15 protein-coding genes are annotated in these 13,106 nt (G+C 38.7%); 6 read left to right on the top strand and 9 right to left on the bottom strand.

Annotated elements, in window-relative coordinates:
- Positions 1-9: 9 nt before the first annotated feature.
- Positions 10-1,131, bottom strand: coding sequence for a hypothetical protein (locus SHI21_RS02910; RefSeq protein ID WP_323574617.1), 1,122 nt, complete (start codon positions 1,129-1,131; stop codon positions 10-12).
- Between the two features lie 179 nt (positions 1,132-1,310).
- On the opposite strand from SHI21_RS02910, the gene SHI21_RS02905 reads away from it, so the two are divergent.
- The 4 genes from SHI21_RS02905 to SHI21_RS02890 are packed head-to-tail and all read left to right on the top strand — an operon-like array spanning position 1,311 to position 3,999.
- Complete coding sequence (locus SHI21_RS02905; protein ID WP_323574616.1) at positions 1,311-1,772, top strand: YehS family protein; 462 nt, start codon at positions 1,311-1,313, stop codon at positions 1,770-1,772.
- A 3-nt stretch (positions 1,773-1,775) separates the two neighbouring features.
- Entirely contained in the window at positions 1,776-2,294 is a 519-nt protein-coding gene (locus SHI21_RS02900; RefSeq protein WP_323576256.1) for a HutD/Ves family protein, read from the top strand.
- Complete coding sequence (rlmN, locus tag SHI21_RS02895) at positions 2,294-3,337, top strand: 23S rRNA (adenine(2503)-C(2))-methyltransferase RlmN (RefSeq protein WP_323574615.1); 1,044 nt, start codon at positions 2,294-2,296, stop codon at positions 3,335-3,337. Before SHI21_RS02900 ends, rlmN begins: the two co-directional genes overlap by 1 nt.
- A complete protein-coding gene (locus SHI21_RS02890) occupies positions 3,310-3,999 on the top strand; it encodes a M15 family metallopeptidase (RefSeq protein WP_323574614.1) in 690 nt (229 codons plus the stop codon). The genes rlmN and SHI21_RS02890 overlap by 28 nt, the downstream gene beginning before the upstream one ends.
- On the opposite strand, the gene SHI21_RS02885 is transcribed toward SHI21_RS02890, so the two are convergent.
- Genes SHI21_RS02885 through udk form a run of 5 tightly spaced genes read right to left on the bottom strand, consistent with a single transcriptional unit; the run spans position 3,996 to position 9,401 of the window.
- On the bottom strand, positions 3,996-4,934 hold the full coding sequence (locus SHI21_RS02885) for an AEC family transporter (protein ID WP_323574613.1): 939 nt from the start codon (positions 4,932-4,934) through the stop codon (positions 3,996-3,998). The genes SHI21_RS02890 and SHI21_RS02885 overlap by 4 nt on opposite strands.
- A gap of 39 nt (positions 4,935-4,973) precedes the next feature.
- Positions 4,974-7,526, bottom strand: a complete 2,553-nt coding sequence (locus SHI21_RS02880; RefSeq protein WP_323574612.1) for an ABC transporter permease — start codon at positions 7,524-7,526, stop codon at positions 4,974-4,976.
- Positions 7,514-8,173: an ABC transporter ATP-binding protein gene (locus tag SHI21_RS02875; RefSeq protein WP_323574611.1), complete on the bottom strand. Its 660-nt coding sequence runs from the start codon at positions 8,171-8,173 to the stop codon at positions 7,514-7,516. Before SHI21_RS02875 ends, SHI21_RS02880 begins: the two co-directional genes overlap by 13 nt.
- On the bottom strand, positions 8,170-8,772 hold the full coding sequence (locus SHI21_RS02870) for an arylesterase (RefSeq protein ID WP_323574610.1): 603 nt from the start codon (positions 8,770-8,772) through the stop codon (positions 8,170-8,172). Before SHI21_RS02870 ends, SHI21_RS02875 begins: the two co-directional genes overlap by 4 nt.
- Positions 8,773-8,795: 23 nt before the next feature.
- Positions 8,796-9,401, bottom strand: a complete 606-nt coding sequence (udk, locus tag SHI21_RS02865) for a uridine kinase (RefSeq protein WP_323574609.1) — start codon at positions 9,399-9,401, stop codon at positions 8,796-8,798.
- A gap of 176 nt (positions 9,402-9,577) precedes the next feature.
- Here udk and SHI21_RS02860 point away from each other — a divergent pair, with 176 nt between their 5' ends.
- Both SHI21_RS02860 and SHI21_RS02855 read left to right on the top strand, forming a co-directional pair.
- Positions 9,578-9,922 carry a histidine kinase dimerization/phospho-acceptor domain-containing protein gene (locus SHI21_RS02860; RefSeq protein ID WP_323574608.1) on the top strand — a complete coding sequence of 115 codons (345 nt, stop codon included), beginning with the start codon at positions 9,578-9,580 and terminating at the stop codon, positions 9,920-9,922.
- Between the two features lie 87 nt (positions 9,923-10,009).
- Entirely contained in the window at positions 10,010-10,408 is a 399-nt protein-coding gene (locus SHI21_RS02855; protein WP_323574607.1) for a hypothetical protein, read from the top strand.
- On the opposite strand, the gene SHI21_RS02850 is transcribed toward SHI21_RS02855, so the two are convergent.
- The 3 genes from SHI21_RS02850 to SHI21_RS02840 all read right to left on the bottom strand — a co-directional run bounded on the left by SHI21_RS02850 (position 10,405) and on the right by SHI21_RS02840 (position 12,980).
- On the bottom strand, positions 10,405-10,815 hold the full coding sequence (locus SHI21_RS02850; RefSeq protein WP_323574606.1) for a hypothetical protein: 411 nt from the start codon (positions 10,813-10,815) through the stop codon (positions 10,405-10,407). The two genes, SHI21_RS02855 and SHI21_RS02850, sit on opposite strands and share 4 nt — an antisense overlap.
- Before the next feature lie 63 nt (positions 10,816-10,878).
- Positions 10,879-11,823, bottom strand: a complete 945-nt coding sequence (locus SHI21_RS02845) for a TerC family protein (RefSeq protein ID WP_323574605.1) — start codon at positions 11,821-11,823, stop codon at positions 10,879-10,881.
- A 47-nt stretch (positions 11,824-11,870) separates the two neighbouring features.
- On the bottom strand, positions 11,871-12,980 hold the full coding sequence (locus SHI21_RS02840) for a baeRF3 domain-containing protein (RefSeq protein WP_323574604.1): 1,110 nt from the start codon (positions 12,978-12,980) through the stop codon (positions 11,871-11,873).
- Positions 12,981-13,106: the final 126 nt, after the last annotated feature.

Below are 13,106 nucleotides of genomic sequence, written 5' to 3'. Positions count from 1 at the left end.
AAGCCATTATTAAAGGTTAACAGCGCCTTCAAGTGCACAAGCTGGTCTAGTAATAGACGAGTTGTTACATGACAGGTAATCAGAGATATCAGGGTTAGTTCTTAGTAATGTCCCGATTCTGAAGTCACCAGTTGGGTGAATACCTTCGTCACCAGTGTTACATAAACTTGCCCAGCTGCTTGTTAACATTGAATCAGCTTGAGGAATTGACATAGCTTCTGTTCTTGCGTGGATGTTTAAAACTTTAATACCCCAAGCGTCTGCAATCAATTCACCAGCGTGGCTAGTTGTAATCTTCAAGTTACAGTCTGCTGCATCTTTTGCAGTTTTCTTACAGTATTTTTTATCTTCATCTGTGCTGTTGAATTTATCAACATAGTTTTCAGATAGACATGAAAGGTATGGCTTATAAAGCTCGTTACCTACTTGAGAGTTATCGATATGGTGACCCATTTCATGAGAAACTGCTTGAAGAACACTGTTTAATCTTTCTTTCGGAGAAGCAGTTTGAGAAAGAGCAATTAAGAATCCTGGGCAAATTAAAACGTATCTTTGATCTTTAATTGTCGTCGCGAATGCGTTAGCAACCATTCCGTCAGCTCCACATGGGCTTCCTAATAATTGTCCTAGAGCATCGTCTTCAAGACCTGATCTTTCAATAAAGTCTGCAAAGTTACCAATAAGAACTGTACTTTGAATGGCCTTAAAGTTTTCTTTTGTAGCATCGTTGAAATGACTTTCGTCGATTGCTTGTCTCATATAGCTTTTAAGTAGAGCTACATTTGCTGGATTTGTTACAACTGTTTCGATATCGCCAATTCTCTTTTTAGCAGAGGCCATTGTCTCACGGTTTTTAATTTTGAAACTTTCAATAGCACGTTTAATGAAGTGAATTCTAGAAATCTTCTTTTTCATTTCTTCGATTTTTGGAGCTGCATTTCTGTCAGCCTCAGCAGCGATCTCTGATTTTAGCTTACTGATATAAACTTCTCTTTGAGCGCGAAGTCCCTCTGTATCCTTACAAATTTTTTGTAATGGATCAGCACATACTGCAGAATCCTGAGAAAAAGCATTAAAGCTGAAAGAGGCTGCCGTTAGGGCACATGCAAGCACAAGAGTTTTTGACTTCATAAACTAGCTCCGTTCGTTGGGGTGTTTAAAATATGGACAGACGGTAACATTTGGCAAAAAAACCACAACCTAAAAGGAAATTTCATGTAAAAAGGTAATAGTTCCTCCCGAAACTAGTCCCCAGACCGTTTCAAAGCCACTATAATGCAACAGCTTTACCCCCTTAATCTGGAATCTATATGACTAATAATGACTATCTTCGCAGCATCCGCTTTCTCTTAGACGTAAGCGACGCCAAGCTCGTGGAGATCATGAAGCTTGCTGATATCACCGTTCCTCTGGACGAGATTAAAGCTTATTTATTAAACGAAGAAGACGAAGGCTACATCAAGTGTAGCGATGAAGTTATGGCCCACTTCTTAGACGGTCTGGTTTATTATAAGCGTGGCAAAGATGAGTCTCGCCCACCAGTTCCTTTTGAACTTCCTCTTTCTAACAATGTTGTTTTGAAAAAACTTCGCGTGGCATTCGCTCTAAAAGAAGATGATATGCACGACGTTTTAAAAACAGCTGGCTTCAGTGTTGGCCGCTCGGAACTCTCTGCCCTATTAAGAAAAAAAGATCATGTGAACTACCGCGAATGCGGAGATCAATTGCTTCGAAATTTCTTAAAAGGTTTAACGATGAAAAACCGCGGATAATTTATTCTAACTTTAACTAAAAAAGATTTTCTGGAAATGCCATGGAAAAATGGTGGTGGAGTAACGACAGAACTCTTTCGTATTCCTGCCGGTGAATCTTTTTTATTTCGAATTTCTTGTGCCTCGGTAAATAGCGATGGCCCCTTCTCTTCTTTCCCTAACATTGACCGCATTTTAATGCTCATTAAAGGAAACGGGTTTCATTTAGAAGGTCTGAATACAACTCTTACTGATGATCAAACCCCAATCTATTTTCAGGGCGAAACTCCAGTCAACTGCACATTAGTCAACGGCCCTTGCCGCGACTTTAACGTCATGACAGACCGAAGCTACGCAAAATCCTTGATTTCAGTTGTTAAGCTCTCTCAAAATGAATCAATTATCTTAAAGGCCGAATGTGATTTCAGGTTTATTTATGATAAGGATGCAGAGAAACTCTATAAACTTGATTTGGGTGAGCAGTGTACGATTCTTGAGGATTATGAAAAATCCTTAATTGTTGTCGATGTCACAAAACTTTAATGAACACTAAAACGTCTTTTTATCAGCACAATTTTGAAGATCTTCAGGATCTATTGAAGAATAATGCTGTTAATCCTGCGAGTGCTTCACTCCTTTATCGCCATCATTACAAAGAAAAGAAAATTGAAGCTTGTGATCACCACAATCTTTCAAAAGCAGCTCGTGAATTTATTACGACAAATTTTGATTTCACACTTCCTGAAATTGAACTCGTTCATGAGTCGACTGATCAGACTGTAAAGTTGCTTGTGAAACTTAAAGATGGCCAGCGAGTTGAATCAGTTCTGATTCCTTTTCAAAGCAAATACACGATCTGTCTTTCAACTCAGGTTGGATGTGCGATGAAGTGTTCGTTTTGTTTTACAGGAACTCAGGGCCTGAAGAGACATTTATCAACTGATGAAATTATCGGGCAATTCATTCTTGCCTGGAACTGGCTGAAAGAAAATCGTCCAGATGATCACCAGTTAAAAAATATCGTTTATATGGGGCAAGGCGAACCCCTTCACAATTTTGATGCTGTTAAAAAAGCGAGTGAGATTTTCCTCTCTCAGCATGGAATGAGTTTGGGTGTCCAAAAAATTACTGTTTCAACAGCTGGGTATCTTCCAGGACTAAAACGCTGGAATGAAGAAATGCCTGGGGTAAACCTGGCCTTATCACTTCACTCTGTTTTTGAAGAAAAAAGAAATAAGCTTATCCCGATCAATCAACGTTACCCGCTTCAGGAAGTCATGGATTACATCGACACGATTCCTCTAGCGAGAAAACAGTATGTCATTTACGAGTACCTACTTATTAAAGACTTTAACGACACTCCTGAAGACGCCCACGCCACTGGAGCGTTCTTAATGGGGAAAATGGCCATCATTAACTTGATCCCTTTTAACCCGTTTCCAGGGTCTGAGTATCAGCGTCCATTAGACTCGAGTATTTTGGAGTTCCAGAAAATAATTGGAACTTATAATTTGCCGGCACTTATCAGAACCACTAAAGGTGATGATATACTAGCAGCATGCGGGCAATTAAATACCAAGGTTTAAGTATGAAAGACATCATCACCGGCAAGACTCAAGAACATTTAGTTTTAGATGAAGAAAGTAATCTTTTGGTTCATAAGGAAGTATTATCTTCACTAAGAACAATGCGAGATGAAGCGGCCGCAGCTGGATTTTCTTTAAAACTGGCCAGTGCTTTTAGAGGTTTTGATCAGCAGTTGAATATCTGGAATGCTAAAGCAAAAGGGTTAAGGCCACTACTAGACTCTTATGGTGTCCCTCTCGATTACGATACGCTATCGCCTACTGAAGTCGTCTATGCGATTTTAAGATGGTCTGCGCTTCCAGGAGCGAGTCGCCATCACTGGGGTAGTGATATGGATGTTTATGACAGCAGTCGCATGCCTGAGGGCTATAAAGTGCAATTGGTGCCACAGGAATCACAACCCGGTGGAGTCTTTGCTGATTTTCACTTATGGCTGGATGATAATTTAAAGCATTTTAGATTTTTTAGACCCTACGCTCACGATTTAGGTGGGATTGCTCCTGAGAGATGGCATTTAAGTTATGCACCCATTTCAAATGAGTACCAAAAAATCTTAACGTATGAACTTTTAGAAGAAACTATTTCAAACGCTGACATTGAATTGAAGCCGGTTATCTTAAAAGAGCTTCCAGAAATTTATCAGCGCTTCGTTAATATCTAAAAACCTAAAAAATACTTCCATAATGGTACTGTAATGAGAGACAGCGGAATGCTCACGCCTACCATCAGGTTGGATATCTCACTATCAAGATTGAATTCATTGGCGACAACTGCTGCTGTAATCATAGTGGCCATGGCCGATTCTAAAACGACAACGTGAGTGGCAAGGTCATTGCCTCCTAAAAGTTTCAGGTAAAAGAATGCGAAGAAGGCCGGGAAGATTAGTAATTTAAAAACCAAACCTAGAGTTAGAGGAATCCAGCGTTTTTTGAAAACGGCCAGGTCAAAATGCAATTGGTAGCCTACGGAGAATAATGCCAGAGGCACAAGTGTCGCTGCGATTTTTTCCATTGAAGGGTAAATGGCATCTAAGCTTGTTGGGTTTGCTCTTCCGAAGAAAATAAACCAGACAATCGTAAGTAATAAAGCGATGAAGGGAGGGAAAGTAAAAACTCTCTTTCCTATAAAGGCCGGAGTGATCTTAGCACCTGAATAAAGTGCGGCCACAACAATTCCCAATGTTGAGAGAACCAGGAAGCTTCCCGCTTGATCGATAAGAATTCCAACCGGAACTGCTTCTTTACCAATGAGAGCTTCAAGAAGTGGGATCCCAACGAATGATGTATTTCCTAAACCTGCTGTTAATATCAAGGCCCCGATTGTAGCGTCTCTCCATTGCAGCTTTTTTCCGATGAAAGAAAAAATGAAATAAGAAAACACAAAACAAATCCATGCCATTGAAACCGGCAGCCACCAGTTTCCACTAAAATCTAAATTAACCAGCATGCGTGGCACTTGTGAAAAGACGAGAGCTGGAAGTGTAATGTAGACAATAAAAGCATTGAATGCTTGTGGAGTTTGATGAGGGAATTGACGAAGTCTTTTACAAAGGATTCCGGCAATAAGGCAAATGAAGATCACGATAAAGTTTGTCATATCGTGATCTTATCAAAGTGTTAATTGGATGAACAAGTCTTAAAAAAGGTTCTTATTCTTTACTAGCTTGCGGACTCGAAGGGCCACAATGGTAAATAAAATGAAACCTAGTCCGGCCATCATAGGAGCGACGAATCCCATTCTTAAAACGGCCTCTGTATTAAAGACCTTTTTCATAATGACTACTGTTAATGCCGAGCCAAAAGAAATTGAGAGAATAAAACACAAAGTAATAAGGAAGCTAAACTCTCTGCTATAAATTTTCTTGATGGATTCAGTATCGAGCCCAAGCATATAGAATAAACTCATCTCTCTTTTTCGTAATTCAAGATGATTAAAACTAACTGCTACTAAAACAACTAAGGCCACAAAGAGCGATAAAAATGAAATAAATTTAATCGCAATCGCCATTAAATCAAAAATGGTTGTGATCTTTCTTACCAGCTCTGAAACTTCCAGCATCGAAACACTTGGAAAAGTCTCTGCCATTTTTGAGAAGACTCTTCTTCTTTCTTCGATTGATTTCACTTTGATTGAAGATAAGTAAGTTTTAGGAGCTTCTTCTAAAATCCCTGGTTGGAAAAGAATAAAGAAGTTAGGTTCAAAACTTGTCCACTTCACTGTTCTAAAACTTGTCACAATCCCTTCAACTTCAATTCCACTGACATCAAAGATGAGTTTGTCACCAAGCTCTGCTCCTAAACGTCTGGCATAAGTTTGCTCTAGTGAAATTTCACATGGAGCGATTTCGGGATTACATTTCTCTCCGTTAAATTTCCCTGCTACTAAAGTTTCTGACCACGATAGTTCTGAGCGGTAACTTAAATTGACTCCGCGATTTCTCGTGCGTTCTGAATTGTCATCTTCGCGAGTCTGGAAATTCTGATCTCCTTCAGGAGCATCTCTTTTAGCTAATGGCTCACCATTGATTTTAATGAGTCTTGCTCTGATCATTGGTGCAAATATCGTGCGATTCCATCCTTCAGACTTTGTGATGGCCTCGAATTCCTCTGCTTGTGTGTCTTGTAAATCAAAGATGAAAAGATCTGGTCTTCTATCGCCATAAGTTTGAGTGAACTCCTGACGAAGTGAACTCTCTAATTGAAAAATGAATGTTGTGAGAGTCATCCCCATCAATAAACAAATGAAGATTGTGAATGATGAAGTGAAGTAACGGCTCAATGTCCTTGAAGCATGGCGATTGACGAGCTTCATGCTGCCTGAAAAACGATCTAACAAGTAAGTGAACACTTTAAAGCAGACTGCTGCCAGGATAATAATTAAACCTAGAGCTCCTAAGAAAATTGATCCGACCTTAAATGAATTGGCCAATAGGATTGCCAAAATAATGATATAAATCAAGAGCGGGAGAAAGTAATAAAGCTTAATGCGTTTTAGCTCTGATGGTAGATCCTGAAAGACTGTGGCCACTGGAGTTTGCATAGCTCCCCAGAATAGAGGGCCCAAAGCTAATAAACTTCCACCAAAAGATAATCCAAGAATACGCAGTAACGACAGTGCACTTAATCTGAAGATCAGCTCTTCACCAACAAGCTTCGAGAAAAATCCTTCAATATAAGGAAGTGCGATTGTCACAAGCCCTGTAGAAATTAAGACTGAAACAAATGTTAAAAGAATGAGATGAGCAAAATTCACTCGGAAAAGAAATGACGTTTTAATCCCCATTGCTTTATAGATGGAAAATGTTTTAAGCTTCTTCGACAGAAAGTGCTGAGTGAAATAATACAGCCCTACTAAACTCAGAAGATAAGTCATCAATGTGATTAAACTTAAATAGTCACTTAGAAGTCCTAAGGATCTTGAGATCTGCTGACTTGATTCTTCCGGTCCTGCGATCTTCACACTCTTATCAATCACTAATTTTCTTAATTCTTTTTGAACGGCCTTTGCAGGAATATCAGAAGGTAACTTTATGGCATAACTATAAGTCGCCGTTGAACCAAATTTAATTAAATCCGTTTGTGGAAGGAAGTTGTATGAAAGAAAAATCTTGGGAGCAAGATTGAATCCTCTAAAAGAAGAGAATTGATCCTGCAAAATAATTCCTCCGACTTTAAAGATGGCCTCACCAACTTTAATTTCATCACCGACTTTAATTCCTAACTCCCACGATAAATCGCGGCTCATCCAGGCAGTTGGTGTTTCGTGAATGGGATTCCAGTCCCCCGGGCCTTTTCTTCCCTGGTCTTCTAAAACCACACTTCCATAATAAGGAAACTCAGTGCTCACAAAGTTTAAGTCAGCAAGCTTTGATAAAGTTTCACTCTTATCTTTATGGACTTTCATGACTAGTGAATAAGTTTCAGTCCATCTGGCATAGGGATATTTTTTTTCGACAAGGAAGCCTTCGATATTTTTTATTTCTGATGGCTCAAGAGCACGCCTGGTTGAAATAGATAAATCGGAAGCAATAAAGTTTTTAGCGTTTTTGGCAATCTTCTCTTCAATACCAACTTTGAAGGACTCAACTAATAAAAGACCGATGATTCCCAAAGTTAAACATAGAACATAAAACCAGTTAAACGCGCGGTCAGATTTAAAATCTTTCCAGAAGAATTTTAAGAATGGCATTTTCCACCTATCAGACGAACAATGCGATCTGCCTTAGCTGCTAACTCATCATCGTGAGTTACAAGAATCATAGTTATTTTCTTTTCGCGTACCATCTTGAAAAGAATATCAATAATGCTCTTTCCTGTTTCAACATCCAGGTTTCCAGTTGGTTCATCTGCTAGAAGTACTGGTGGTCCAAATGAAAGTGCGCGTGCAATGGCCACACGTTGCTGCTCTCCCCCCGATAACATGGCCGGGTAATGATCAGCGCGGTCTTTTAATCCCACCATCTCCAGCCACTTCATGGCCGTCTCTTTATCTTCATGGCCATTAATTTCAAAAGATAATAAAACGTTTTCAAAAGCAGTTAAGTGCGGGATCAAATGGAATTGTTGAAAAACGATTCCTAATTTTTTAGCACGGTATTCACATAATGCTTCTTCAGAAAGTTTTGTCAGGTCCTGATCATCAACGATGATGCTTCCTTGATCCGGACGATCGAGGCCCGCCAGCATTGAGAGCATTGTCGTTTTACCACTTCCCGATTTACCTAAAAGAGCGATAATTTCACCACTTTTAATCTCTAGGTTCACATCGTTTAAAACGTTAATGGTATTTTTTCCCTGAAGGAAATGCTTATTAAGATTTTTTACTGATATTTTCATAAATTTTTCTCCACGAACTCAGTTACAGTTTTTGCAACCAGCTCTTGCCCTTTTGCATTCGGGTGAACTCCATCTGGCATATTTAACTCGGCCTTACCGGCCACATCTTTTAAAATGAAAGGATGAAAAGGAACTTTTTCAGTTGATGCAATTTTTTTGTACATTGCTTCGAACTCATCAGTGTATTTCTTTCCATAATTTGGTGGCATTAAAAGTCCAAGTAATAAAACTTTCACTTTTTTCTCTTTTGCCATTTTGATAATTGCGACGAGATTCTTTTTTGTCTCTTCAAGTTTTAAACCACGAAGACCATCATTGGCCCCAAGCTCTAAAACTAAAATATCTGTTGGTTTTTTTAAATGCCATTTAAGTCTTGTCAGACCACTCGCTGATGTCGATCCACTCACTCCACCATTCGTGACAATCACATCATGCTTTTTAGCTTTTAAGTTTCTTTCGACAAGTCTTGGGAAAGACTGCTCTTCATCAAGGCCAATACCTTCAGAGAGAGAGTCACCTAAAAAAAGAATGTGAGTTGATGCAAAGACAGAGGTGCTAATAATTAACAGCCCTAAAACTAGACCTAATTTTAATTTCATGATCAATGTGTCCTAAAGAAATTCTATGTCAATTTTTTGGTAAAAAACTCTATCGCTTCGTGATAGTCACCAAAATCTTTGACTATTGTTTGAGCATAACTTTTAGATGGTTCTACAAATTGGTTATGCATCGGTTTAACTTGTAAGTCGAATTGCTTTTTTACACCTTCGGCCGTTCTTCCACGTTCGTGAACATCGCGTTCAAGGCGACGCTTGAATCTCAACTCTTCGGGTGTATCGAAAAAGATTGCTTCATCTAATTCTTCTCTGACGAGAGCAGAATCAAGAATTAAAATTCCATCGACTAAAATAATTTTTTTAGGATGGCAGTCCAATGTTTCTTTTTTTCTCGTATGAGTCGCAAAATCATAAATAGGAACTTTGATAGACTTCCCTTTTTTTAAAGCGGAAAGATCCTTCGCCAGCAATGCAAAATCTAAACTCTCGGGATGATCAAAGTTAACTGATCCACCATCGCCATCAAAGCGGTGTGACTGATCGATGTAATAATTGTCTTGATATAAAATGGTGCATTGGGCGTCACCTAAGATTTTTTGTAACTCTCTGGCAAAGAACGTTTTTCCAGACCCGCTACCGCCAGCAACACCAATAATGTAAGGAGCTTCCATAAATCTTCCTATTGAGAAGTTCTTAATATTCTCATTTATTTTGTATCAATATTCCACTCAATTATGAATGAAATCATCGGTTTTGAGCTAGGGAAAGAAGTATCCTAAACCTTACTTAAGCTGATGGAAGTTCTTACCCGAGCGCGAAAAATATGGGCCTCATATATAATCAAATAATGGACAACTTACTTAGCACAAATGGATTACGAGAAAAAAATCTGCAGCTCAAAAAAGAGTTGGATCACGCTTATGAGCTGATTCAAAACTATGAGTCTTTAATCGCAGAACTGCGTGAATCAAACGACAGTAATTTAAAAAGAATCACTCACGACTTGTCTAATCCCCTACAAATTCTGTCGATGACTATTGAATCCCTTCAGGACTCTCCCCCTAAAGACATAGCGTCTGCTCTGGAGAGAATGAGACGATCGACTGACACTATGACTGAACTCATTGCAAGTATTAGAAAACTCCGCTCGACAGCAGCAAGTATTTCGAAAAAAACAGTCCAGGTTATTTAATTATTTCCGACTAATTTGTTTCTTTTTAATCTCGATGCTCAAATCCGCTTGTAAATTTTCCAGTATCCCCTAGGATGGAATGTATATATGGATATTCGATTAATCACAGTCAAGGAAGACTTTGAAAAGGCGTATGGAATTCTCAATCAAAGAGAATACCCTCTGTCGTTTTATGAGTACACACTCAAGCACGACTTGTATCAGAATCATCAAAAGTTAAAGCTCGTTGGAATTTTCAAGAACGACGACTGCATTGGAACTATCAGCTACAAAATCACACCATGTCCGAGTCTGGGAAAAGTCCTGGAGATTAAGGAAATGCATCACCAAGGCATTTCGGCCTATGTCGTCCTAATGGACTTCATTGACGATATTGCCCGCGATGAAAACTGTTATTCAATAAAGATCTGCAAGAACGAACCAGCAAGACTAAACAACTCAGTGTTCGATCGCTTTGAAAATTTCTTAAAGGGATTGATTAACTAGATTTCCTGGAAGTTCAAAGACAAATTCATAGCACCACTATCTGATGTCGCACTATTTTGAACATTAAACTGAGCTTCATTATTATAAAACGATGTAATCGTTTGTGGTTTTCCAATAATTTTCTTAGCAGCGTCTACCATCTTCATATCAATTTGAACTGGATTGATTTTTGATCCGTTTACCAGAACATTTTTAAACTTCTTAAGATTGATGACGATTTTATTCTTCAATCCTTCCTGCATAATCACGATGTCTTGATTGTAATTTGCTGAAATAGTTTTCACTGTTTCAATAGTTTTTGAACCAATGACTTGTGCGATTTTAATATTGAGATTAACTTCTGATCTTGCGGTGAAAGACATGAATGAAAGAAATAAGATACACAGTGATAGTCTAATCGATTTCATAAAGTCCCCCGAGTTTGATCTTATGATTCTAATCAAACTCGGGATATTTAATAATAGGGTAATTTATACCGGAGCTTTGGGTAACTTCTTATGTTTACGTGGAAAGTAAATCGACGCAACAACCGACAGAATCAGTAGACCTAAGATGACGCTAATCGAAATAATTGTTGGGATATGATACCAGCCCGCCACAATCATCTTGATCCCTACGAAAACCAGGATCCCTGATAAAGCGTAGTTGATGTATTCGAACATTTCCATAATTCCGTTAAGCGCGAAGTAGAGAGATCTCAAACCTAAAATCGCAAATACGTTAGACGTAAAAACAATATATGGATCCGGAGTAATCGCTAAGATCGCCGGGATTGAGTCAACTGCAAAGATAATGTCTGTTGTTTCAATCATCACGAGAACTAAAAATAGCGGAGTGAAATGAGTTACTCCGTTAATTGTTGTTCTAAAGTTTTCACCGTCAAAGTTTGGAGAAATTTTCCAAAATCTCTTAACGAACTTAATCATCGGATTCGCTTCAACTTCCACGTGCTTTTCTTCGTCTTTAAGCATCTTGATACCTGTGTATACAAGAAAGACTCCGAATACGTAAATCATCCAGTTGAATTTGGCGATAAGAGCAACACCCGCGTAGATGAAGATAATTCTAAAGAACAACGCCCCTAAAACCCCCCAGAATAAAACTCTGTGTTGGTATTGGGCCGGAACTCTGAAGTAAGTAAAAATTAAAGAGATAACAAAAATGTTATCCACACTTAACGCCTTCTCTATAATGTAGCCGGTAAAAAACTCAATCCCCTTCTGGTGACCCATTTTGTAATAGACCCACGCATTGAAGAGCATCGCAAGTGAGATCCATACTCCGGTCCACGCTAAAGATTCTTTAATCGAAACTTTATGAGACTTCTTATGAAACACACCCAAATCGAGTACCAACATAAAACCAATAATAGCGAAAAACGCTAACCATTCCCAAACTGAGTGCACTGCAAACATTCTCTTCTACTCCTAAAAACTTGCCTATTATAAAACTGCCTATTCTTTTACATTACAGCTGCCTGAACTGCCTCGTCATCAATCTCTGCTTCATAAAGATGAGATCTATCGGATACAATGGCAACCGCGTAGTGTCCTTTGAAATTATTAATCTCTTTTACAACGACCACTTCTCCGCCTTTTGAGAGCACCAATTGGCAAAGATCATCTAAAACATCGTCGTCGTGAGCATTAACTTGTCTTGGTGTAATAAAAATTTCACCTGTTTGTTTATTAATCGAACCCCAGACGTATCTGTTTTCGACAACAAAGAGCTTCTGAATTTTACCGTAAACTGCGCTGATAGCAATATCTTCAAGATAAGTCACCGCACGGTCTCTGCTCATGGCGATTTCAAGCTCACTTAAAGCGCCAAGCTCTTGCTGCTCATAATAAGGAGCAAGGATTTTATAAACCTTCTCCTGCAGTTCGGCCGATTTCATTTTTTCGACGTTTCCTACAATAGATTCACCCATTAACATTGATTGGTTCAAGAGCTTTTTCATATGTCCAATGTGATCTTTTACACCGGCCAAGATAATCGGCAGGCGGTAAGCAGTGAAGAGCTTATTTAACTCTTGAGATGCATTTAAAAAGAAGTCTTTCGAATCCTTTTTATTTGTTCCATCAATCCCCGGCTCATTTCTGTATGAATCAAGTTTGATCAGGTGTCCGCTGTTTTCAATCAGGACATTGATAGCGCGTGAACTCATCGTTACGATGAAAAATCCTCTTACGTTATTTTTGATTCTGATAAGTGGCTTAATATGGAAACTATCTGCCACAATGATTAAGTCTGAGATTGAAGACTGCACGCGGATAAAACCTGTGTCGCCTTCGAAGCCTTCTTCAGAGTGGAAAACAACCACACCGCGATCGAGTGCTTCAAGTTTATCAAGATAACTTTTCTCCCATAGTGTTTTCATAAATTGATCAACATAAGAGCGAGTGTAATCTTTTAATAAATAGAACTCTGCTTTAAGCAAAAGCTCTTTCCATCTTTCTTCCATCGTCTTGTTGTCTAAAATCGACATATCTTTAGACAAGTAAAGTGAAATCATCGGACCTTTACTTGATACGTTCAGTATATTTAAATCTTTTACAGAAAGCTCTCTCATACATCCTCCCTGGACTATTAGATACCGTCATATTAGTCCATAGCGTCGTTTTAATAAAATTGATATTTAAGCAATAATAGTTCGTTTTTTACGAATAACTTATTATACTAGTGAGGTAACTAGGAG

It is taken from the genome of Bacteriovorax sp. PP10 (assembly GCF_035013165.1).
GTDB classification, from domain to species: domain Bacteria; phylum Bdellovibrionota; class Bacteriovoracia; order Bacteriovoracales; family Bacteriovoracaceae; genus Bacteriovorax; species Bacteriovorax antarcticus.
This window is presented reverse-complemented; position numbering and strand designations above follow the sequence as displayed.